Consider the following 19894-nt stretch of genomic DNA (forward strand, 5'->3'; position numbering starts at 1 on the left):
ACCCATCAACTTGTATTTTTTATAACACCAACTCATCTGGGGGGGGGGGCCTACCCCCTCACACCGAGGGGTCCCCGACCCTGTCTGTTCCCCCCCCCCCCCCCCGCGGGGGGTCAACCCCCCACGCAACTGCCTTGCCTACGGCAGCAGTTCGGTGATCGTGCCCGCGCCGACCGTGCGCCCGCCCTCGCGGATCGCGAAGCCGAGACCCGGCTCCAGCGGGGTGTCCCGGCCGAGCTCGACGGTCATGGTGACCGTGTCGCCGGGCCGGGCGACGCCGCCCGCCCCGGAGAGGTCGATGTCACCGACGACGTCCCCGGTCCTGAGGTAGAACTGCGGCCGGTAGCCGGACACGACAGGGGTGCTCCGCCCGCCCTCGCGCGCCGACAGGACGTACACCTGCGCCAGGAAGCGGCGGCCCGGCGTGACGCTGCCCGGCGCCGCGACCACGTGGCCGCGGCGCACCGCGTCGCGTGGCATGCCGCGCAGCAGCAGGGCGACGTTGTCCCCGGCCTCGGCACTCTCCATCGGCTTGCCGAAGGTCTCCAGGCCGGTGACGGTGGTCGGCTGGGGGCCGCCGTCCGCGCCCAGCACCTCCACCCGGTCGCCGACCCGCACGGTGCCGCGCTCGATCGCCCCGGTGACGACGGTGCCGCGTCCGGTGATGGTGAGGACGTTCTCCACCGGCAGCAGGAACGGTGCGTCGACGTACCGCTCGGGCATCGGCACGTAGGTGTCGACGGCGTCGAGCAGCGCCTCGACCGCGGAGACCCAGCGCGCCTCTCCCTCCAGGGCCCCCAGCCCCGACACCCGGACGACGGGCGCCGCGTCGCCGCCGTAGCCGTGGGCGGAGAGCAGGTCGCGGACCTCCAGCTCCACGAGGTCGGTCAGCTCGTCGTCGCCCGCGTCGGCCTTGTTGAGGGCGACGACGATGTGGTCGACGCCGACCTGACGGGCCAGCAGGACGTGCTCGGCGGTCTGCGGCATGATGCCGTCGAGCGCCGAGACGACGAGGATCGCGCCGTCGAGCTGGGCGGCGCCGGTGACCATGTTCTTGACGTAGTCGGCGTGCCCCGGCATGTCGACATGGGCGTAGTGGCGGGTGTCGGTCTCGTACTCGACGTGGGCGATGTTGATGGTGATGCCGCGCGCGGCCTCCTCCGGGGCACGGTCGATCCGGTCGAACGGGACGAAAGTGCCGGTCCCGCGCTCGGCGAGGACCTTGGTGATGGCAGCGGTGAGAGTGGTCTTGCCGTGGTCGACGTGGCCCATGGTGCCGATGTTGAGGTGCGGCTTGGTCCTGACGAATGCCGTCTTGGACATGACGAATCGATTCCTGTTCCTACGAAGCTGAAGATCCACGAAGCGTGGAGGGACCCCGGGGCCCGGCCGACCCTCCCCTTCCGGGGTCCGTCGGACGCGATCCGAGGAGGGTCAGCTTCGGGCGCCGTCGAGGGGCGCTGCGGCAGGTGCGGCAGGTGCGACCGTGACGGGTGCGACTGCCGCGGAGAGGTCCGCGGCGAGTGCGGGGTGGAGTGCGATGACGGCAGCCTTCGGCGCGTCCGCGACTGCGGACGGCTCTGCGGGGAAGGCGTACCGGAACATGCGCCCGATCCTGCCCTGTTGCCCGGCCCCGGTCGAATGGTTTTCGGCCGGAGCGTGGCACCCGGCCCGCTGCCCGACGACCACTGGCGGCGCGGCCCGGTTCCGCCGGCGCGCGGCGGGGAACGGTCCCGCCGGAAGGCCCGATGAGGTGGACATTACGGCGATCACACACGTATGTCGGCTACGCTCCCGGGATGTTCGACCCAGGCACCCGGACCACGGTCCGCACGGACGCACCGCACGAGGACCGCCGTCCCGACGAGCACCCGGGGCGGCCCGACGGGCGGCGCCCCCAGGGGCGCGGTGCCCGCTGCGCCCGCGTTCTCCTGTCGCCGTGGTTCCGGCTGGCCCTGCTTCTGGTCGTGCTCGCCTCGGCGGCCGCGGCGGTCCTCTGGTACGAGCCGCAGCAGATGCTCGCCGACGGCTGGCCGCCGCAGCTCGGCGGCGCGGGTGCGGCGGTGCTGTTCGGGGTCGCGTACGGGCTGTGCACCGTGGCCTTCGTGCCCCGGCCGATCCTCAACCTGGCGGCGGGCGCCCTCTTCGGCACCGCACTGGGGCTCACCACGTCCATCGGCGGTACGGTCCTGGGCGCCGGCATCTCCTTCGCGCTGGGCCGGCTGCTCGGCCAGGACGCGCTGCGTCCGATGCTGAGGGGGCGGGTGCTGCTGGCCGCCGACGGGGTGCTGAGCAGGCACGGTTTCCGGTCGATGCTGGCGATCCGGCTGTTTCCCGGGGTTCCGTTCGCGGCTGCGAACTACTGCGCGGCGGTCTCGCGCATGCGGTACGTGTCGTTCCTCGCGGCGACCGGCCTCGGCTCGGTCCCCAACACGCTCGCCTACGTCATAGCGGGCAGCGAGGCCTCCTCCCCGCTGTCCCCGGCTTTCCTGATCTCCATGGGGTTCATCGTGGTGTCCAGCGTGTGCGGGGTGGTGGTGGCCTGGCGCAAGCGCCACTCCCTCGGCAGGCTCCGGCAGCGGGAGGGTGTGCAGGACGCGCCCGCGGAGACGGAGACTCCGACGCTGTCCCTCTCGAAGAACTGACCGGGCCGCCCACCGAGTACCCCCGCTCACCCGTCGGCGCATACGGAGCGCGCAGCCCCTCCCGCACCCGCCGCGCGGGGAGCGGGTGCACACCCGTATCCCGGACCGGATGAACATCCAGCCCGCGCGGGGAGCGGGTGCACCCCCGCATCCCGGACCGGATGAACATCCGGCTCCGACACGGAGCCGCGCCTGTCGCCCGGCGATCACCCTCCGTCCATCTTCCGCGGGTACGCTGCGCACCACTCACCCCACCCTCCGCACGGTGCACAGCTGTCGCATGGTCGCGTCCGGCTGCACCCCAGATCCGGGACGGCGCCACCCTTCATGAGCTGGTTCGAATCCATCATCCTCGGGCTGGTTCAGGGCCTGACCGAGTTCCTGCCGATCTCCTCCAGCGCGCACCTGCGGCTGACCGCGGCCTTCGCCGGCTGGCAGGACCCGGGTGCGGCGTTCACCGCGATCACCCAGATCGGCACCGAGACGGCCGTGCTCATCTACTTCCGCAAGGACATCGGAACCATCCTCTCCGCCTGGTTCCGCTCGCTGCGCGACAAGTCGATGCGCGGCGACCACGACGCCCAGATGGGCTGGCTGGTGATCGTCGGCTCGATCCCGATCGGCGTGCTGGGCGTCACGCTCAAGGACCAGATCGAGGGCCCCTTCCGTGATCTGCGCCTGATCGCCACCACCCTCATCGTGATGGGCGTCGTGCTGGGCATCGCCGACCGGCTGGCCGCGCGCGCCGAGGCCGACACCGGCCGCCACACCGCGGGCAACCACCGCAAGACCCTGAAGGACCTGAACGTCAAGGACGGTCTCATCTACGGCTGCTGTCAGGCCCTGGCCCTGATCCCCGGTGTCTCCCGCTCCGGCGCGACCATCAGCGGCGGCCTCCTGATGGGCTACACCCGTGAGTCGGCGGCGCGTTACTCCTTCCTGCTGGCCATCCCTGCCGTGCTCGCGTCCGGACTGTACGAGCTGAAGGACGTCAACGAGGGGCACGTCTCGTGGGGCCCCACCGTCCTCGCCACGCTGATCGCCTTCGCGGTCGGCTACGCGGTGATCGCCTGGTTCATGCGCTACATCTCGACGCGCAGCTTCCTGCCGTTCGTCTACTACCGGATCGCCCTCGGCATCGTGCTGTTCGTGCTGGTGGGCACGGACGTGCTGAGCCCGCACGCGGGCGAATCGGCGGGCTGACCCCCGCGCGCGGCCCCGCGCCGCGCACACCCGGGTCCCGCAGGCCCTTGGCTGTGCGCCCCCGCTGCCCGAGACTGTGCCGATGACCCAGCGTGTGGAGCTCGCGACCGTAATGGACCGGCTGGCCATCGATGCGGTGATCACCGGGTACGCGGTGGCCGTCGACGACGCCGACTGGACGGCCTACCAGGACCTGTTCACCCCGGACGGGCGGGCGGACTACCGCTCGGCCGGCGGCATCGAGGGTCCCGCCGCGGAGGTGGCCGGGTGGCTGGAGGAGATGCTGCGGCGGTTCCCCGTCCGTCAGCACCTGATCGTCAACCGCCTGTTGCGGCTGGAGGAGCTCGGCGGATACACGGGCGACAGTGCCGAGGTCCAGGCGGACTACCTCAATCCGATGCGGTACGAGAGGACACCGGGGGCGGACGCGTCCCCGGAGCCCAACTTCGTGACCGGCGGCCGCTACACCTTCGCCCTGCGGCGCACCGAGGGCACCGCCTGGCAGGTGCAGCGGGTCACCGTCCAGGAGAAGTGGCGACGGGCGGACCTCGGCCCCGCCACGCCCACCGCCACCGGCTGACGCCACGGCGCGCCCGGCCACCCTCCGGCACGGGTTGAGGCCACCGCTCGCCCGGCCGCCCACCGCCAGCGGCTGAGGCCCCCCTGTCCCCGGCCGCCCACCAACACCGGCTGACGCCAACGCTCCCCCGACCGCCCACCGGTACCGGCTGAGGCCCCCTGCCCCCCGCCCACCGCCACCGGCCCCCGCCCGACGTGCCCCGGCCGCCCGCCGGCGCCCGGCCGGCACCACCGTCCCCCGAGCGCCCGCCGCACCGGCCGACGCCCACTGTCCCCCGCCGCCCGCCTCCCCCACACTGGGGGCAACACTCCGGTGGTGAGGAGGCGCGGATGCCGAAGCGCTGGGGATCCGGCGGGGCGGAGCGCCCGCCCCGGCGGGCCGGGCCCGCGCCGGGCGGACGGCGGGACGTCCTCGCCTCCCGCGGCGGGCGGGGCGCGGCCGCGGTCCTCGCCGGGGCGCTGCCCGCGCTCGCCTTCCCGGCCCCCGGCCTGTGGTGGTTCGCGTACGTGGCCCTGGTGCCCTGGATGCTGCTGGCACGCTCGGCGCCGACCGGACGGCGTGCCGCGGTGGACGGATGGCTCGGCGGGACCGGCTTCGTCCTGGCCGTCCACCACTGGCTGGTGCCGAGTCTGCATGTGTTCACCGTGGTGCTGGCGGCGTTGCTGGGGCTGTTGTGGCTGCCGTGGGGATGGCTGGTGCGGCTCCTGCTCGGCAGGCCTGTGACCGTACGGCGGGCGCTGGCCGCCGTCGCGGTGCTGCCTTCGGGCTGGCTGATGGTCGAGCTGGCCCGCTCCTGGGAGGGGCTGGGCGGTCCGTGGGGGCTGCTCGGCTCCTCCCAGTGGGACGTCACCGCGGCGCTGCGGCTGGCCTCGCTCGGCGGGGTGTGGCTGGTGACACTGCTGGTCGTCGCGGTGAACACGGCTGTCGTCGTCCTGCTGACGCTGCCGCACGCCCGCACCGCCGGCGTCGCCGCGCTCCTCGCCTGCGCCGTGGCGGCCGGGTCCGCCGCGCTGTGGGCCCCGCGTCCCGCCCCCGCGCACACCGCGCGCGTCGCCGTCGTACAGCCCGGGGTGTTCGACGGCGCCGGCTCCACCGGGCAACGGCTCGCCCGCGAGGAGGAGCTGACCCGCACTCTGGCCGGGCAGCGCGTCGACCTGGTGGTGTGGGGCGAGAGCAGTGTCGGCGCGGACCTGCTGTCCCGCCCGGACGTGGCCCGCCGGATCGCCGCACTGTCCCGGCTGGTCGGCGCGGACGTCCTGGTCAATGTGGATGCCCGGCGCTCCGACCGGCCCGGCATCTTCAAGTCCTCGGTGCTGGTGGGGCCGCGGGGTCCGACCGGGGAGCGCTACGACAAGCGGCGGCTGGTCCCCTTCGGCGAGTACGTCCCGGCACGTGCCCTGCTCGGCTGGGCGACCTCGGTGGGCAGGGCGGCGGGCGAGGACCGGATGCGCGGCACCCGCACGGTGGTGATGCCGCTGCCGAACGGACTGCGGCTGGGCCCGCTGGTCTGTTTCGAGTCGGCGTTCCCCGACATGAGCCGGCGTCTGGTGCGGGAGGGGGCGCAGCTGCTGATCGCGCAGTCCGCGACCTCGACGTTCCAGCAGAGCTGGGCGCCTCAGCAGCATGCCTCGCTCGCCGCGCTGCGGGCCGCGGAGAACGGCCGGCCCATGGTCCACGCCACGCTCACCGGGGTGAGCACCGTGTACGGGCCCGACGGCGCGCGCGTCGGCGAGCCGCTGGGCACCGGGCAGAGCGCCGCCGCCGTGTACGACGTACCGCTGGCGCACGGCCGGACCCCGTACACGCGGTACGGCGACTGGGCGGTCCATTCGGCGATGGCGGTCCTCGCGCTGCTGCTCGCCGCGGAGGGCGTGCGCAGCCTCAGGAGGCCTGCTCGCGGACCGTCCGTACCACTCGCTCACAGAGCTCATGGGTCGCCAGTGCGTCCCGGGCGCTGAGCGGCTTTGCGGCCCGTACGGCGTCCAGGAAGCCGGTGACGGCCTGCTCGATGCCGCGCTGGCGGGCGACGGGCACCCAGTCGCCGCGGCGGCGGACGCTCGGCTGGCCCTTGTGGTCGATGACCTCGGCGAGGTTGAGGACCTGCCGTTTGGTGTCGCGGCCGGAGACTTCGAGGATCTCCTCGGTGGAGCCGCTCATCCGGTTCATGGTGCCGATCGCGGTGAATCCTTCGCCGGAGAGCTGGAGCACCACGTGGTGCAGCAGGCCGCCGACCGTGCGGGAGCGGATGTCGACGTGGTCGATCTCGCGGGGGGCCAGGAAGCGCAGGGTGTCCACGACGTGGATGAAGTCGTCGAGAACGAAGGTGCGGGCGTCCGCCGGCAGGCCGACGCGGTTCTTCTGCATCAGGATCAGGTCGCGCGGGTGCTCGGCGCACTGGGCGTAGCCGGGGGCGAGCCGGCGGTTGAAGCCGACGGCGAGGCCGACGCCGCGTTCCTCGGCGAGCTCCACCAGCCGTATCGAGTCGTCCAGTTCGTAGGCGAGCGGCTTGTCGACGTAGGTGGGAACGCCCGCTTCCAGCAGCCGGGTGACGATCTGCGGGTGGGCGACCGTGGAGGCGTGCACGAAGGCCGCGTCCAGGCCCTGGGCGAGCAGGGCGTCGAGGTCCGTGTGGGCCTGTCCGGCCGGGACCCGGTGCGCTCCGGCGACCCGCGCCAGGGTGGCGGGGGTACGCGTCTGGAGGTGCAGCTCCGTTTCCGGCAGGGTGGCGAGCACCGGCAGGTACGCCTTCTGCGCGATGTCTCCGAGACCGATGACGCCGACCTTCACGGGGGTCCTGCTTTCTCTCGCTGTGCGCCCGTCACCCCTGGTGGGGGGCCTTGCAGGCAGCATACGTGCGCTCCGGAAGGCGGTCGGCCGCCCCCGGGGACCACGGCGGGCGGGCGTAAGCACGCGGCGGCCGCGTCACTCGTGCGGAGCAAATTCGGGCTCCCGGCTTTCCGAATCGCGCTCGTGGTCAGCAGAGTTGCGCGGGTGCACCGAACAAGAACCGTGACGAGAACCGCAGCGACGCTCCTGGTGGGGATGGCCGTGACGGCCGTCTCCGGATGTATGGCCACCGGCCCCGGCGCTCCCGCCGCGGGCCCGCAGTCGTCCTCGCCCCGGCCCCCGGCCGTCGCCCCGCCGCCCCGCCCGGCCGGACAGGGCGGCCCGCCCGAGCTCGTCGTCGAGGCACCCGTGCACGAGGTCCTGGAGGCGGCTCTGCTGCCCGCCGAGCAGGCGCCCGCACCCCGGCGGCCTGCCGCGGCACCCCCGAAGGAACCGCGGAAGGCACGGCCGGAGGAGGCCCGTCCCGCCGCTCCCCCGCCGCCGCAGCGGGCGGACCCGCCCCGCCGTCGCGAGGCCCCGCAGCAGGCCGAGCCCCGCCGCAGGCCACCGCGGCAGCAGGCCGGTCCGCTGCCCGCACTGCCGAAGATCCCCGTCACGGGCGCCGATGTCTGCGCGCTCGGCACCGGCTACGGCGGCTGGCAGTCGAACAGCCCCCAGGCCCGCATCTGCCGGGACACCTACGGGGGCTGACCGGGGGCGCGCCCCGGGGGCGGGGGCTGGCCGGGGGCCCAGGGGAGGCGGGGTCCGACGGCGTCACCTCCCCGTGAGCCGCTGCTCCAGCTGTCCAATGGCCGCCCGCACCCGGTGTCCGAAACTGTCGTCGGCCAGCGCGTCGCAGGCGGACCGCGCCCGCTCCAGATGGCCGCGGGCCGCCTCGGGGCGGCCGAGCTTCGCGTAGTCGGCGGCGAGCCCGAGGTGCAGCGACGGGTAGAACCCGCGCAGCTCCGGCGTGCCGTCGGCCGCCTCCCATGCCCGCAGGTCCCACAGCAGTTCGTCCCGCGCGGCGTCCTGCGCGTCGGCCATGTAGTGCGCCAGCAGGCACCGGTGCCTGGCGTCCCCCTGGGCGCCGATCTCCTCCCAGAGCGCACCGAACCTGCTGCGCGCCTCCTGGCGGTCGCCGGCGTGCAGCAGCATCGCCGTCTGCCCGATCCTGATCATCACGGCGTCCTGGGACGCCCCCTGCTGCTGCACCGCTGCGCCTCCGCTGCACCCGTACGACACCGCCGCGCCCGTCGGCGGGCACGGCGTACCCGACACAACGGAAAGCTAGCGGCAGGACGCGGCCGGGGCGCTCAGGCTCAGCCCAGGTCCGGGATGGTCCAGTCGATCGCCTCGTGGCCCTGGGCGGCGACCGCCTCGTTGATCTGCGTGAAGGGCCGGGAGCCGAACCACTTCTTCGCGGACAGCGGCGAGGGGTGCGCACCCTTCACCACGGCGTGCTTGCCGGTGTCGATCAGCGGCAGCTTCTTCTGGGCGTAGTTCCCCCACAGGACGAAGACCGCGGGGTCCGGGCGCTCGGCCACCGCGCGGATCACCGCGTCGGTGAACTTCTCCCAGCCCTTGCCCTTGTGCGAGTTGGCCTCTCCGCCGCGCACCGTGAGCACCGCGTTGAGCAGCAGCACGCCCTGTTCGGCCCACGGCATCAGATAGCCGTTGTCGGGGATCGGGGTGCCCAGCTCGGCGTGCATCTCCTTGTAGATGTTGCGCAGCGACGGCGGGGTCCTGACGCCGGGCCGCACCGAGAAGCACAGGCCGTGGCCCTGGCCTTCGCCGTGGTAGGGGTCCTGGCCGAGCACCAGGACCTTCACCCGGTCGTACGGGGTCGCGGCGAGGGCGGCGAAGACGTCCTCGCGCGGCGGGTGGACCGGCCCCTTCGCCCGCTCGTCCTCGACGAACTCCACGAGCTCCTTGAAGTAGGGCTTGTGCAGTTCCCCGCCGAGGACCCCGCGCCAGGACTCGGGCAGCATCTGGGTGTCGGTCACGTCAACAACCTCCGGTAAACGATCTGTTCTCTGTGCCAAGAACCTACCGGCCGCCACTGACAACGCCGCCCGGGAGCCGGGCCGGCCCCCGCTCGCCCCGTGCCCCGCTCCCCTAGTCCCAGCTGGTCTTGCGGAACAGCTCCCACACCTGCATCACCGTCTGCGGGTCCAGGGCCCGTTCGGTGCCGCCGATCTCCTCCGACGCGGCGACGTACATCTTGCCCTGCCACAGCGGCAGCAGCCGGACGTCCCGCATCAGGACCTCCTGGGCCCGCACGAAGTACGGCACGGAGCGCTCACGCTTCACTTCGCGGCGCGACTTCGGCAGCAGGTCCTCGGTGATCTCCGGGACGACGTACGGCGTGGAGATGGCGTTGCGCTCTCCCACGAAGGGCGACACGAAGCTGTCCGGGTCCGGGTAGTCCGGCGCCCAGCCCCGGCCGAAGACCGGGTACTCGCCCTTCTGCACACCGCCCTGGAACTCCTTCCAGGCGCGGCCCCGGACGGTGATCGTGAACAGCCCGGACGCCTCCAGCTGCCGCTTCAGCTCGGCGAATTCCAGGGCGGTCGCGGAGCCGTAGCGGTCGGTGGGGTACCAGAGCGTCAGCGGTACGGGCCGGGTGATGCCCGCCGCCCGCAGGGTGCGCTTCGCCGCCTGCGCGTCCGGTTCGCCGTAGGTGTCGAAGAAGTCGGTGGTGTGGCCGGCGACGCCGCTCGGCACCATCGAGTACAGCGGCTCGGCGGTGCCCTTGTAGACCTTGTCGACGAGGGCGGGGCGGTCCACCAGCTGCGCGACGGCCCGCCGGACGGCCGGCTTGGCGGACTGGGGGTCCTTGGGGTTGAAGACCAGGTAGTGGATCTCCGAACCGGGCGACTCGGTCACCGTGACGGGGCCCGACGACTGCTGCTGGAGGCCGACGACCTGCTCAGCGGTCAGTCCGCGGAAGGTCGCATCGATCCGCTTGTTCTTGAGCTCGTTGACCATCTTCGCCGAGTCGTCGAAGTAGCGGATGGTGACGGCCTTGTTCTTCCGGTCGGCGAAGCCCCGGTAGCTGCTGTTGCTGATCAGGTCGGCCCCGGAGTCCGCGCCCTTGGGGCGGTAGGCCTGGAGGGTGTACGGGCCGGAGCCGGTCAGCGAGTCGCCGCTGCGGAGCCGGTCGGCCGGGTAGGCGGCCGGGCTCACCAGCGACATGCCCGGTGTCGCGAGGACGAACGGGAAGGTGGCGTCGGGCTTGTTGAGGCGGAAGACGACCTTGGTGGGCTCCGGCGTCTCGATCTTCTGCAGACTGGAGAGGAGCCCCCGGGGGCCGCCCTCGGCGTTGATCGTGACGATCCGGTCGATCGAGTACTTGACGGCCGCCGCGTCCAGCTTGGCGCCGTCGGAGAAGGTCAGTCCCGGCTGGAGGTCACAGGTGTACACCCGGTGCGAGGTGTCGGTGAAGGCGCACACCTTCGCGGCGTCCGGGGTGGGGGCGGAGCTTCCGGTCGGATAGCTCAGCAGGGTCTGGAAGACGTTGCGGTACAGCTCCCAGGAGCCGTCCCAGGATCCGGCGGGGTCGAGTCCGCTCGGCTTGCTCGTCGTGCCGACGGTGATCTTCTGCTCGGTGTCGGCACTGTCCTCGCTCAGCACCCCGCAACCAGCCAGCAGGGATATGGACGTGAGGGCTGCGGCAGTCCGCAGTCTCCTGGCCCGGTACAACACGTGCACGCTCCTCGGTCGGCCTTGGGTCGGCAGACCATACCGCAACGGCCCGCCGGGACGAGAGGGCCGTCCAGCGAGCCGTTCACTATGTCGGAATGGTCAATTCCGTCAGCCGACACCTGCGTTGAGGAAGATGCCTCCGTCGACCACGAGTGTCTGTCCCGTGACCCAGTCGGACTGGGCGGAGGTGAGGAACGCGGCCGCCCCGCCGATGTCCGCCGGCACGCCGAGCCTGCCCAGCGGGTACGCGGCGGCGGCCTCCGCCTCCCGGCCCTCGTACAGTGCCTGGGCGAACTTGGTCTTCACGACGGCGGGGGCGATCGCGTTGACCCGTACCACCGGCGCGAACTCGTGCGCCAGCTGCAGCGTGAGGTTGACCATGGCGGCCTTGCTCATGCCGTACGCCCCGATGAACGGCGAGGCCGAGACCCCGGCCACCGAGGCGATGTTCACGATCGCACCGCCGTTCTCGCGCTGCCAGGCCTTCCAGGTCTGCTGGGCGAAGCCGAGCGCCGAGATCACATTGGTCTCGAAGACCTTGCGGGCGACATTCAGGTCCATCTCGGCCATCGGACCGAACACCGGGTTGGTGCCGGCGTTGTTGACCAGGAAGTCGACCCGGCCGAAGGCCTCCATGGTGCGCTCGACGGCGACGGCCTGGTGTGCCTCGTCGTGCGCCTTGCCCGCGACGCCGATCACCCGGTCCGCGCCGAGCGTCCCGACCGCTTCCTTGAGGGCGTCCTCGTTGCGGCCGGTGATGCACACCCGGTCGCCGCGGGCGACGAACGCCTCGGCGATCCCGTAGCCGATGCCCCGGCTGGCGCCGGTGATCAGCGCGACCCTGCCGCTGTCCTGCACTTCTTCCGCCATGTGTGGAGTCCCTTACTGAGTTGCGTCCGTGGGCTGACGGGGGGCGTCAGTTGAGCGGGCCGCCCGCGACGTACATGACCTGGCCGGAGACGAAGCCCGCCGCGTCACCGGTGAAGAAGGCGATGGCGTGGGCGATGTCCTCGGGGCGGCCGACGCGCTGGACCGGGATCTGGGTGGCGGCGGCGGCCTGGAACTCCTCGAAGTCCATGCCGACGCGCGCGGCGGTCTGGGCGGTCATCTCGGTGACGACGAAGCCCGGGGCCACCGCGTTGGCGGTGACGCCGAACTTGCCGAGCTCCTTGGCGAGGGTCTTGGTGAAGCCCTGCAGGCCGGCCTTGGCGGTGGCGTAGTTGGCCTGGCCGCGGTTGCCGAGCGCCGAGCTGGACGACAGGTTGACGATACGGCCGAACTTGGCGTCCACCATGTGGCTCTGGCAGGCGCGGGACATCAGGAACGCGCCCTTGAGGTGGACGCCCATGACGGTGTCCCAGTCCAGTTCGCTCATCTTGAAGAGCAGGTTGTCGCGCAGCACGCCCGCGTTGTTCACCAGGACCGTCGGGGCTCCCAGCTCGGCGGCCACGCGGGCGACGGCCGCGGCGACCTGCTCCTCGTTCGACACGTCGCAGCCGATGGCGACGGCCCGGCCGCCCGCGGCGGTGATCTTCTCGACGGTGTCCTTGCAGGCCGCCTCGTCGAGGTCGAGCACGGCGACGGCACGGCCCTCGGCCGCGAGCCTGACGGCGGTGGCGGCGCCGATACCGCGTGCCGCCCCGGTGACGATCGCTACGCGCTGCTCGGTGGTGGACATCCTGGGTTCTCCTTGCGATGGGGGACCGCTCGACCGCTGAGCAACCGCTTAGTAGGCCCAGCAGACGAGACGCTAGAAGCCCTGGCACCCGGTGTCAACGGTCACTCCGGACCCCGGCGAAGATCACACCTCGTCCGCGCGCCGAGGGCGGCCGCACACCCGCGCGGGTGCGGTCGGCGGCCGCACACCCCGCGCGCAGTGAACGGCGGACTCAGCGCACCAGAACCTCGAACAGCCGTTCCAGTTCGGCCGCCGGGTCGGCGGTCAGCCCGGTGTGCACGGGCCCCGGCTGTACGACGGCGGAGCGCGGGGCACTCAGCCAGCGGAACCGCCGTCCGGGGTCGTCGCCCGCCGCCTGCCCGGCCGGGTCACCGCCGCCGCAGACCCCTTCGACGGCGCCCAGTGCGGCCCGCACACCGGTCACGTCGGCCTGCGGGTCCAGCGCGAGGAGCTTGCGTTCGTCGAGGTGCGTGAGGGCGGCCGCGTACGACTTCGCCCGGCAGTAGACCATCACTCCGGCGTTGAACATCTCGCCGCGCTCCACCCGCGGCACCACGCGCACCAGGGCGTACTCGAAGACGTGCCGCTGGGCGGCGTTGTCGTTGCGCTGCTCGTTCACTTGCCGCCGCCGTCCTGCGGAACCCGCTGTGCCTGTGCGGACTGCTGCCTGGTGGGGTGCGGCCAGGGCTTCAGGTGTTCGGTCAGCCAGCCCGGCGCCTGCGAGGGGCGGTCCTTGGTCGGCGCCGAGAGGGTGATCCGCTCATGGATGGCGGCGGCGCGCGGCAGCAGCGCGCCGACGTACGCACGGCGCAGCGCGTCGGGGCTCTCGAAGCCGGGCTCGTCGGCCAGCCACACGTCGGGCACCTGGGCGGCGACCTCGGTGAGCAGTTCCTCGGTGACCAGGGGGGCCAGGTCGCGCGCGGCGGCCGCGATGTCCGGTCCGAAGCGGGCCAGCGCGTGGTCGGACGCGTTGTAGGGCTTGGCGGCCGCGGCCTGCGCGGTCGGCCAGTTGTGCTGCCAGATCATGGTGGCGCCGTGGTCGATGAGCCACAGGTCGCCGTGCCAGACCATCATGTTGGGGTTGCGCCAGGACCGGTCGACGTTGTTGATGAGCGCGTCGAACCAGACGACCCGGCCCGCCTCGGCGGGGCTCACCTCGTAGGCGAGGGGGTCAAAGCCGAGCGACCCCGGCAGGAAGTCCATCCCGAGGTTCAGCCCGCCGCTGGCCCGCAGCAGCTCCTGCACCTCCTGGTCGGGCTCGCCGAGCCCGATGACGGGGTCGAGCTCCATCGCGACCAGCCGCGGCACCCGCAGTCCGAGCCGGCGCCCCAGCTCACCGCAGACGACCTCGGCGACCAGGGTCTTGCGCCCCTGCCCGGCGCCGGTGAACTTCATGACGTACGTACCGAGATCGTCGGCCTCGACGAGTCCCGGGAGCGAGCCGCCCTCACGCAGGGGCGTGACGTAGCGGGTCGCTGTGACTTCGGTCAGCATTTTCTCAGGTTATACGGCGTCGCATCCTGGACATCCACGGAACCCTCCGGGGGGGCCTCCCTCGCGGTGTCCCGGCTCCGCGCGGCACGAAGGGCCCGCCGGGAATCCGGCGGGCCCTTCGTGTGTGCCGCCGGGTCAGCCGGTGGCGCCCGGGTTCCGCTCTGCCATGCCGGCGGCGAGGGTGGTGCCGTCGGAGGGTTCGATCAGCAGGAAGGAGCCGGTGAGCCGGGAGACGCTGTACGGGTCCAGGGCCAGTGGCTCGGCCGTGCGCAGCAGGACCCGGCCGATGTCGTTCGCCACCAGCTGTCCGGGGTCCGGATGCTGGGTGAGGTCGTCGAGCGTGAGGCGGGAGGGAATGTCCCGCACGACGGCCTGCACCGTGCGGGTGGTGTGCTTGAGCAGGACGCGGGCGCCGACGGTCAGCGGCTGGTCCGCCACGTGGCAGACCGTGGCCACCACGTCCCGGGTGGTGGCCGGGGCGCTCGCGGTCGGGGCGATGAGATCGCCCCGGGAGATGTCGAGGTCGTCCTCCAGCAGCAGCGTCACCGACTGCGGGGCGCGGGCGGTGTCGCTGCGCTCGCCCAGTACGTCGATGCCGGCGATGGTGCTGGTCAGCCCGGACGGCAGGACGGTGACCTGCTCGCCCACGCTGAGCGTGCCGGCCACGAACTGGCCCGCGTACCCCCGGTAGTCGGGATGCGCGGCGGTCTGCGGACGGATCACGTACTGCACAGGGAAGCGGGCCGGCGCCTCGGCGGTGTCCCGGCCGGCCGGGACGGTCTCCAGGTGTTCCAGGACGGTGGGGCCCACGTACCAGTCCATGTGTGCGGAGGGCTCCACCACGTTGTCGCCGAGCAGCGCGGAGACCGGGATGGGGGTGACCGCGGGGATCTGGAGGGAGGAGGCGTACGCGGCGAACTCGTCGGCGATGGCGGCGTACGCGGCCTCCGCGTAGCCCACCAGGTCCATCTTGTTGACGGCCAGCACCACCTGCGGGACGCGCAGCAGGGCGGCGACGGCGGCGTGCCGGCGGGTCTGCTCGACCACCCCGTTGCGGGCGTCGACCAGGATGATCGCGAGTTCCGCCGTCGAGGCCCCGGTGACCATGTTGCGGGTGTACTGCACATGGCCGGGGGTGTCGGCGAGGATGAACCGGCGGCGGGCGGTCGCGAAGTAGCGGTAGGCGACATCGATGGTGATGCCCTGCTCGCGTTCGGCCCGCAGTCCGTCGGTGAGCAGTGCCAGGTCGGGGGTGTCCTGCCCGCGGTTGCGCGAGGCGTGCGCGACGGCCTCCAGCTGGTCGGTCAGGATCGACTTGGAGTCGTGCAGCAGCCGTCCGACCAGGGTGGACTTGCCGTCGTCGACGGAGCCGGCGGTGGCCAGGCGCAGGGTGTCCACGGCCTCCTCGACGGCTGGTGCGGCGTCGAGGGAATCGAGGATCGTCATTAGAAGTACCCTTCGCGTTTGCGGTCTTCCATCGCGGCCTCGGACATCTTGTCGTCGGCGCGGGTCGCGCCCCGCTCGGTGAGCCTGGAGGCCGTGATCTCGGCGATCACGGCCTCCAGCGTGGTGGCGTCGGAGTCGACGGCACCGGTGCAGGACATGTCGCCGACGGTGCGGTAGCGGATCAGCCGCCGCTCGGTGCGCTCCCCCTCGGCCGGGCCGCCCCAGTCGCCCGCGGTCAGCCACATGCCGGCGCGCCGGAACACCTCCCGCTCGTGGGCGAAGTAGATCCCGGGCAGTTCGATGTCCTCGCGGGCGATGTACTGCCACACGTCGAGTTCGGTCCAGTTGGACAGCGGGAACACCCGGACGTGCTCGCCGGGGGCGTGGCGGCCGTTGTAGAGCTGCCACAGCTCGGGGCGCTGGCGGCGCGGATCCCACTGGGAGAACTCGTCGCGCAGGGAGAAGACGCGTTCCTTGGCGCGGGCCTTCTCCTCGTCGCGGCGGCCGCCGCCGAAGACGGCGTCGAACTTGAGCCGCTGGATCGCTTCCGTCAGCGGCACCGTCTGGAGCGGGTTGCGGGTGCCGTCGGGGCGCTCGCGCAGCCGCCCGTTGTCGATGTACTCCTGGACGGAGGCGATGTGCAGCCGGAGCCCGGAGCGGGTCACGGTCCGGTCGCGGTGGTCGAGCACCTCGGGGAAGTTGTGGCCGGTGTCCACGTGCAGCAGGACGAAGGGCACCGGGGCCGGGGCGAAGGCCTTGCGGGCGAGGTGCAGCATGACGATGGAGTCCTTGCCGCCGGAGAACAGCAGCACGGGCCTCTCGAACTCGCCCGCCACCTCGCGGAAGATGTGCACGGCCTCGGATTCGAGGACGTCCAGGTGCGTCAGCGGCGCGAGCCGGACGGCGGTGGTCACAGCAGTCCCCTTTCGGACAGCAGCGCCCATACCGCGTCCGCGGATTCGTGGCTGCTCTGGTGGTGGGTCTGAAGGCGCAGGTCCGGCCGGGCCGGCTGCTCGTAGGGGTCGTCGACGCCGGTCAGGCCGGAGATCTCACCGGCGGCCTGCTGCGCGTACAGCCCCTTCACGTCGCGTTCCGAGCACACCTCGACCGGGGTGGCGACATGAACCTCCAGGTAGGCGGTACCGCGGGCGGCGTGGCGCGCCCGCACGGCCTCGCGGCTGTCCTCGTACGGCGCGATCACCGGGACGAGCGTGATGACTCCGTTGGCGGAGAGCACGTCGGCGACGAGGCCGATGCGCTGGACGTTGATGTCACGGTCCTCCCGTGAGAAGCCGAGCCCGGCCGAGAGGAACCGGCGGATCTCGTCCCCGTCGAGCACCTCCACCCGGCGGCCCGCGGCGCGCAGCCGCTCGGCGAGCAGTCCGGCGATGGTGCTCTTGCCGGAGCTGGGCAGGCCGGTCAGCCATACGGTCGCACCGCAGGTGCAGCTCGGGCAGGGCGGGGCCGCGGGGGCGGACGGCGGATGCTCCTGGGTCACTGTCATGGTCACTCTCCTGACGGGCTCGGCCTGGTTCTCAGGCCCGGGTCCCTGCGGGAACGGATGCGGGAGTGGGGGACGCGCTCGCGGGTGCGGGTGCGCTCGGGGCGGGCCGGGGCGCGCGGTGGCGGCTCCGGTCGGCCCGGCGGAGCGGGGTGCGGCTGACCTGCTTGGCCGTCTCCTCGTCGATGTGGACGGCCAGGCCGGCCACGGTGGGGTGCTGGAAGAAGGCGCCGAGCCGGATCTCGGTGGCGCAGGCGTCGCCGATGCGGGCGGCGACGCGGGTGGCGAGCAGCGAGTGGCCACCCAGGTCGAAGAAGTTGTCGAGGGCGCCGACCCTGGCCACGCCGAGCACGTCCGACCAGACGGTGGCGATGGCCCGCTCGGTCGGGGTGCGCGGGGCGACGTAGACGGTGGCCGCCGCGTCGCGCCCGGTGCTGGGTGCGGGCAGTGCCTTGCGGTCGAGCTTGCCGTTCGCGCTCAGCGGCCAGGCGTCCAGGACGAGGAAGTGCCGCGGGATCATGGACTCGGGGAGCCGGTCGTTCAGGTGGGCGCGGAGTTCGGGCACCAGGGCGCTGCGCCAGACCGTCTCCAGCGGGTCGTTGGAGTAGGCGCCCCAGCCGCGGTCGGGCGCGGTCATGGCGAGCTCGCGCACGGGGCGCAGGGCGCGGGCGGCCGACCGGGTGATCAGCACGTCGAGGCGGCCGGGCCGCTCGGGGTGCAGGGCGGGGACCACCTGGTAGCCCAGTTCCGCCACCCGCTCGGCCAGTTCGTGCGGGTCGAGGGCGTCCGTGCCGTCCTGGCCGGGCAGGTCGGCGGCGAGCCTGGCGTCGGTCACGGCGGCGACGAGCACGCTGGTGGGCTGCTCGGCGCGCAGCCGGCCCACCAGCTCGGTGACGGGTGCCAGGGGCCACTCCTCCAGCGGTTTGCCTTCTCCGGCCGTCGGCCCGTCCTCGTCCAGCGGTCCGCCGGTGCCGGTCGCCGGTTCGGCCCCGGTGAGGTGCAGGATGGCGTCGTAGCGGTACTTGACCAGCTCGTTGCGGTGGCTGCCGCGCTTGGCGAGCAGGGAGACGCCTGCGATCTCGGGCCGGTCGCCGGCCAGTGCGGTGAAGAATCCCGGGTCGACGCACAGTTCGGCGTCCCGGCCCACCCGGTCGGCGACGGCCCGGTCGAACTCGGGTCCCTCGGGGAGGTCCTGGTCGTCGGCGCGCTGGAGGGAGGCGTGGAAGGTTTCGAGCAGGGCCTGGTTGCGTACGTCGCCGACGATCACGGCGCCGCCGGGGCGGACCACGCGCAGGGCCTTGGTGAGCACCTCGGCCAGGTAGTCGGCGGTCGGGAAGTACTGGGCCACCGAGTTGATCAGCACGATGTCGAAGCTGTCGTCGGCGACCCCGTCGAAGTCCTCGGCGGACCGCCGGAGCAGTTCGACCTTCCCCGCGCCCTCGGGCAGCAGCGGCAGTTTGGCCTCCAGGTCGCGGATGGCGACCTCGGACACGTCGATGCCGCAGTAGTACTCGGCGTGCGCGGCGATCGGGAACATCAGCAGGCCGGTGCCGCAGCCGATCTCCAGGACCCGGCGGTGCGGCAGGGCCAGGACCCGGCCGACGACGGAGTCCACCCAGGAACGCATTTCGTCGGCGCGGAGCGGCTCGCCGGTGTAGGAGCTGATCCAGCCCGAGATGTCGAAGGTCGGGTCGGCGGTCTGCTGTTCACCGGCCTGGTAGATCTGGTCGAAGACCTCGCTCCACCGGTCGACCTGGGTCTCGTGTCCGCCCGCGGTGTGGGCGTCGCCCGTCGACTTGGTGAGGTAGGCGACGAGTTGGGGGGCGCCGTCCGTGTCGGGCACGGCGGTGACCAGGGCCTGGTCCACCGCGGGGTGGCCGACGAGCGCGGTCTCGATCTCGGCGGGCTCGATCCGCTGACCACGGATCTTGATCTGGTGATCGAGACGCCCCAGGTACTCCACCGTCCCCTCCGCCCGCCACCGCACCAGGTCACCCGTCCGGTACAGACGGCCGCCCGCCGTGAACGGATCCGGCACGAACCGGTCCGCCGTCAGCCCCGGACGCCCGTGATACCCCCGCGCCAGCGGCACCCCGCCGATGCACAGCTCACCGGGCACACCCACCGGCTGCACCCGCAGCCCCGCATCCAGCACGTGGATCCGTGCACCGGTGATCGGGGTGCCGATCGGCACCCGGCCCCCCGGTACGGGACTGCTCACGTGGTGGGCGGTGACGTCGATGGAGGCCTCGGTGGGCCCGTACAGGTTGTGCAGTTCGGCGTGCGGGAACAGCCGGTGGAAGGTGGCGCAGACCTCGGAGGTGAGTTCCTCGCCGCTGCACACGACGCGGCGCAGCGCGGGCAGCGGGCTCCCTTCGGTGTCTCCTGCCGCCGCGGTGGCCAGGGCGGTGTCGAGGAACACCTTGAGCATGGACGGGACGAAGTGGGTGGTGGTGACGGAGGCCGCGGCGGCGGCCCGGGCCAGGTAGCCGGGGTCGCGCTGGCCGCCCGGGTCGGCCATGACGATCCGGGCGCCGGCCAGCAGGGCCCAGGTGAGCTCCCAGACGGACACGTCGAAGCCGATGGGTGTCTTGTGCAGGACACGGTCGGAGCTGTCGAGGCGGTAGCGGTCCTGCATCCACAGGAGCCGGTTGGTGATGGCGTGGTGGGAGTTGGCGGCTCCCTTGGGCCGGCCGGTGGAGCCGGAGGTGTACAGCACGTACGCGGGGTTCTGCGGGTCTACGGGAACAGCCGGGCGGGTCACGGGCAGAGCCGCCAGCTCCTCGGCCAGGTCCTCGGTCCGTACCACCTCGACA

General features: G+C 72.6%; 19 protein-coding genes. 5 read left to right on the forward strand and 14 right to left on the reverse strand.

What is annotated here, in order from left to right:
- Window positions 1-138: 138 nt before the first annotated feature.
- A complete protein-coding gene (tuf, locus tag ACFWVV_RS33155; protein ID WP_384356909.1) occupies window positions 139-1323 on the reverse strand; it encodes an elongation factor Tu in 1185 nt (394 codons plus the stop codon).
- Window positions 1324-1434: 111 nt separating this feature from the next.
- Complete coding sequence (locus ACFWVV_RS33160) at window positions 1435-1605, reverse strand: hypothetical protein (RefSeq protein ID WP_384356912.1); 171 nt, start codon at window positions 1603-1605, stop codon at window positions 1435-1437.
- Window positions 1606-1799: 194 nt separating this feature from the next.
- Between ACFWVV_RS33160 and ACFWVV_RS33165 the strand changes: the two genes are divergently transcribed.
- The 4 genes from ACFWVV_RS33165 (at window position 1800) to lnt (ending at window position 6386) form a co-directional block, all read left to right on the forward strand.
- A complete protein-coding gene (locus tag ACFWVV_RS33165) occupies window positions 1800-2645 on the forward strand; it encodes a TVP38/TMEM64 family protein (protein ID WP_384356914.1) in 846 nt (281 codons plus the stop codon).
- Window positions 2646-2972: 327 nt separating this feature from the next.
- Entirely contained in the window at window positions 2973-3848 is an 876-nt protein-coding gene (locus ACFWVV_RS33170) for an undecaprenyl-diphosphate phosphatase (protein WP_384356916.1), read from the forward strand.
- An 82-nt stretch (window positions 3849-3930) separates the two neighbouring features.
- On the forward strand, window positions 3931-4428 hold the full coding sequence (locus tag ACFWVV_RS33175; protein WP_384356918.1) for a nuclear transport factor 2 family protein: 498 nt from the start codon (window positions 3931-3933) through the stop codon (window positions 4426-4428).
- 329 nt (window positions 4429-4757) lie between these two features.
- A complete protein-coding gene (gene lnt / locus ACFWVV_RS33180; protein ID WP_384356920.1) occupies window positions 4758-6386 on the forward strand; it encodes an apolipoprotein N-acyltransferase in 1629 nt (542 codons plus the stop codon).
- Here the strand turns inward: lnt and ACFWVV_RS33185 are convergent.
- Entirely contained in the window at window positions 6310-7215 is a 906-nt protein-coding gene (locus tag ACFWVV_RS33185; protein WP_384356922.1) for a Gfo/Idh/MocA family protein, read from the reverse strand. The genes lnt and ACFWVV_RS33185 overlap by 77 nt on opposite strands.
- 282 nt (window positions 7216-7497) lie before the next feature.
- On the opposite strand from ACFWVV_RS33185, the gene ACFWVV_RS33190 reads away from it, so the two are divergent.
- Window positions 7498-7965, forward strand: coding sequence for a hypothetical protein (locus tag ACFWVV_RS33190; protein WP_384356924.1), 468 nt, complete (start codon window positions 7498-7500; stop codon window positions 7963-7965).
- A gap of 63 nt (window positions 7966-8028) precedes the next feature.
- On the opposite strand, the gene ACFWVV_RS33195 is transcribed toward ACFWVV_RS33190, so the two are convergent.
- From ACFWVV_RS33195 to ACFWVV_RS33245, 11 genes are all read right to left on the reverse strand, one after another.
- A complete protein-coding gene (locus tag ACFWVV_RS33195; RefSeq protein WP_384356949.1) occupies window positions 8029-8433 on the reverse strand; it encodes a hypothetical protein in 405 nt (134 codons plus the stop codon).
- 140 nt (window positions 8434-8573) lie between these two features.
- Window positions 8574-9257, reverse strand: a complete 684-nt coding sequence (locus ACFWVV_RS33200; protein ID WP_384356926.1) for a uracil-DNA glycosylase — start codon at window positions 9255-9257, stop codon at window positions 8574-8576.
- Between the two features lie 112 nt (window positions 9258-9369).
- Window positions 9370-10956 (reverse strand): ABC transporter substrate-binding protein, encoded by a 1587-nt coding sequence (locus ACFWVV_RS33205; RefSeq protein WP_384356951.1) that lies wholly within the window; start codon window positions 10954-10956, stop codon window positions 9370-9372.
- Between the two features lie 111 nt (window positions 10957-11067).
- Window positions 11068-11829 carry an SDR family oxidoreductase gene (locus ACFWVV_RS33210; RefSeq protein ID WP_384356928.1) on the reverse strand — a complete coding sequence of 254 codons (762 nt, stop codon included), beginning with the start codon at window positions 11827-11829 and terminating at the stop codon, window positions 11068-11070.
- A gap of 46 nt (window positions 11830-11875) precedes the next feature.
- Window positions 11876-12637: a 3-oxoacyl-ACP reductase FabG gene (gene fabG, locus ACFWVV_RS33215; RefSeq protein ID WP_384356930.1), complete on the reverse strand. Its 762-nt coding sequence runs from the start codon at window positions 12635-12637 to the stop codon at window positions 11876-11878.
- Between the two features lie 211 nt (window positions 12638-12848).
- A complete protein-coding gene (locus ACFWVV_RS33220) occupies window positions 12849-13256 on the reverse strand; it encodes a DUF3037 domain-containing protein (protein WP_384356932.1) in 408 nt (135 codons plus the stop codon).
- Window positions 13253-14131, reverse strand: coding sequence for a HipA family kinase (locus tag ACFWVV_RS33225; RefSeq protein WP_384356934.1), 879 nt, complete (start codon window positions 14129-14131; stop codon window positions 13253-13255). The genes ACFWVV_RS33220 and ACFWVV_RS33225 overlap by 4 nt, the downstream gene beginning before the upstream one ends.
- 135 nt (window positions 14132-14266) lie before the next feature.
- A complete protein-coding gene (locus tag ACFWVV_RS33230) occupies window positions 14267-15577 on the reverse strand; it encodes a sulfate adenylyltransferase subunit 1 (RefSeq protein ID WP_384356936.1) in 1311 nt (436 codons plus the stop codon).
- A complete protein-coding gene (gene cysD, locus ACFWVV_RS33235; RefSeq protein WP_384356938.1) occupies window positions 15577-16521 on the reverse strand; it encodes a sulfate adenylyltransferase subunit CysD in 945 nt (314 codons plus the stop codon). The genes ACFWVV_RS33230 and cysD overlap by 1 nt, the downstream gene beginning before the upstream one ends.
- The gene (gene cysC, locus ACFWVV_RS33240; RefSeq protein WP_384356940.1) at window positions 16488-17081 is read right to left on the reverse strand and encodes an adenylyl-sulfate kinase; all 594 of its coding nucleotides are present in this window, start codon (window positions 17079-17081) and stop codon (window positions 16488-16490) included. Before cysC ends, cysD begins: the two co-directional genes overlap by 34 nt.
- Before the next feature lie 31 nt (window positions 17082-17112).
- A partial coding sequence (locus ACFWVV_RS33245) for an amino acid adenylation domain-containing protein (protein ID WP_384422875.1) occupies window positions 17113-19894 on the reverse strand: 2782 nt, incomplete at its 5' end.

Origin of the sequence: Streptomyces sp. NPDC058663 (assembly GCF_042716745.1) — a bacterium.
Classification (GTDB): domain Bacteria; phylum Actinomycetota; class Actinomycetes; order Streptomycetales; family Streptomycetaceae; genus Streptomyces.

Bases quoted from the DNA above. Each gene is read 5' to 3' on its own strand.
- tuf (WP_384356909.1), bottom strand. From the start codon at position 1,323: ATGTCCAAGACGGCATTCGTCAGGACCAAGCCGCACCTCAACATCGGC.
- ACFWVV_RS33160 (WP_384356912.1), bottom strand. From the start codon at position 1,605: ATGTTCCGGTACGCCTTCCCCGCAGAGCCGTCCGCAGTCGCGGACGCG.
- ACFWVV_RS33165 (WP_384356914.1), top strand. From the start codon at position 1,800: ATGTTCGACCCAGGCACCCGGACCACGGTCCGCACGGACGCACCGCAC.
- ACFWVV_RS33170 (WP_384356916.1), top strand. From the start codon at position 2,973: ATGAGCTGGTTCGAATCCATCATCCTCGGGCTGGTTCAGGGCCTGACC.
- ACFWVV_RS33175 (WP_384356918.1), top strand. From the start codon at position 3,931: ATGACCCAGCGTGTGGAGCTCGCGACCGTAATGGACCGGCTGGCCATC.
- lnt (WP_384356920.1), top strand. From the start codon at position 4,758: ATGCCGAAGCGCTGGGGATCCGGCGGGGCGGAGCGCCCGCCCCGGCGG.
- ACFWVV_RS33190 (WP_384356924.1), top strand. From the start codon at position 7,498: ATGGCCACCGGCCCCGGCGCTCCCGCCGCGGGCCCGCAGTCGTCCTCG.
- ACFWVV_RS33195 (WP_384356949.1), bottom strand. From the start codon at position 8,433: ATGATCAGGATCGGGCAGACGGCGATGCTGCTGCACGCCGGCGACCGC.
- ACFWVV_RS33210 (WP_384356928.1), bottom strand. From the start codon at position 11,829: ATGGCGGAAGAAGTGCAGGACAGCGGCAGGGTCGCGCTGATCACCGGC.
- fabG (WP_384356930.1), bottom strand. From the start codon at position 12,637: ATGTCCACCACCGAGCAGCGCGTAGCGATCGTCACCGGGGCGGCACGC.
- ACFWVV_RS33225 (WP_384356934.1), bottom strand. From the start codon at position 14,131: ATGCTGACCGAAGTCACAGCGACCCGCTACGTCACGCCCCTGCGTGAG.
- ACFWVV_RS33230 (WP_384356936.1), bottom strand. From the start codon at position 15,577: ATGACGATCCTCGATTCCCTCGACGCCGCACCAGCCGTCGAGGAGGCC.
- cysD (WP_384356938.1), bottom strand. From the start codon at position 16,521: ATGGGCGCTGCTGTCCGAAAGGGGACTGCTGTGACCACCGCCGTCCGG.
- cysC (WP_384356940.1), bottom strand. From the start codon at position 17,081: ATGACAGTGACCCAGGAGCATCCGCCGTCCGCCCCCGCGGCCCCGCCC.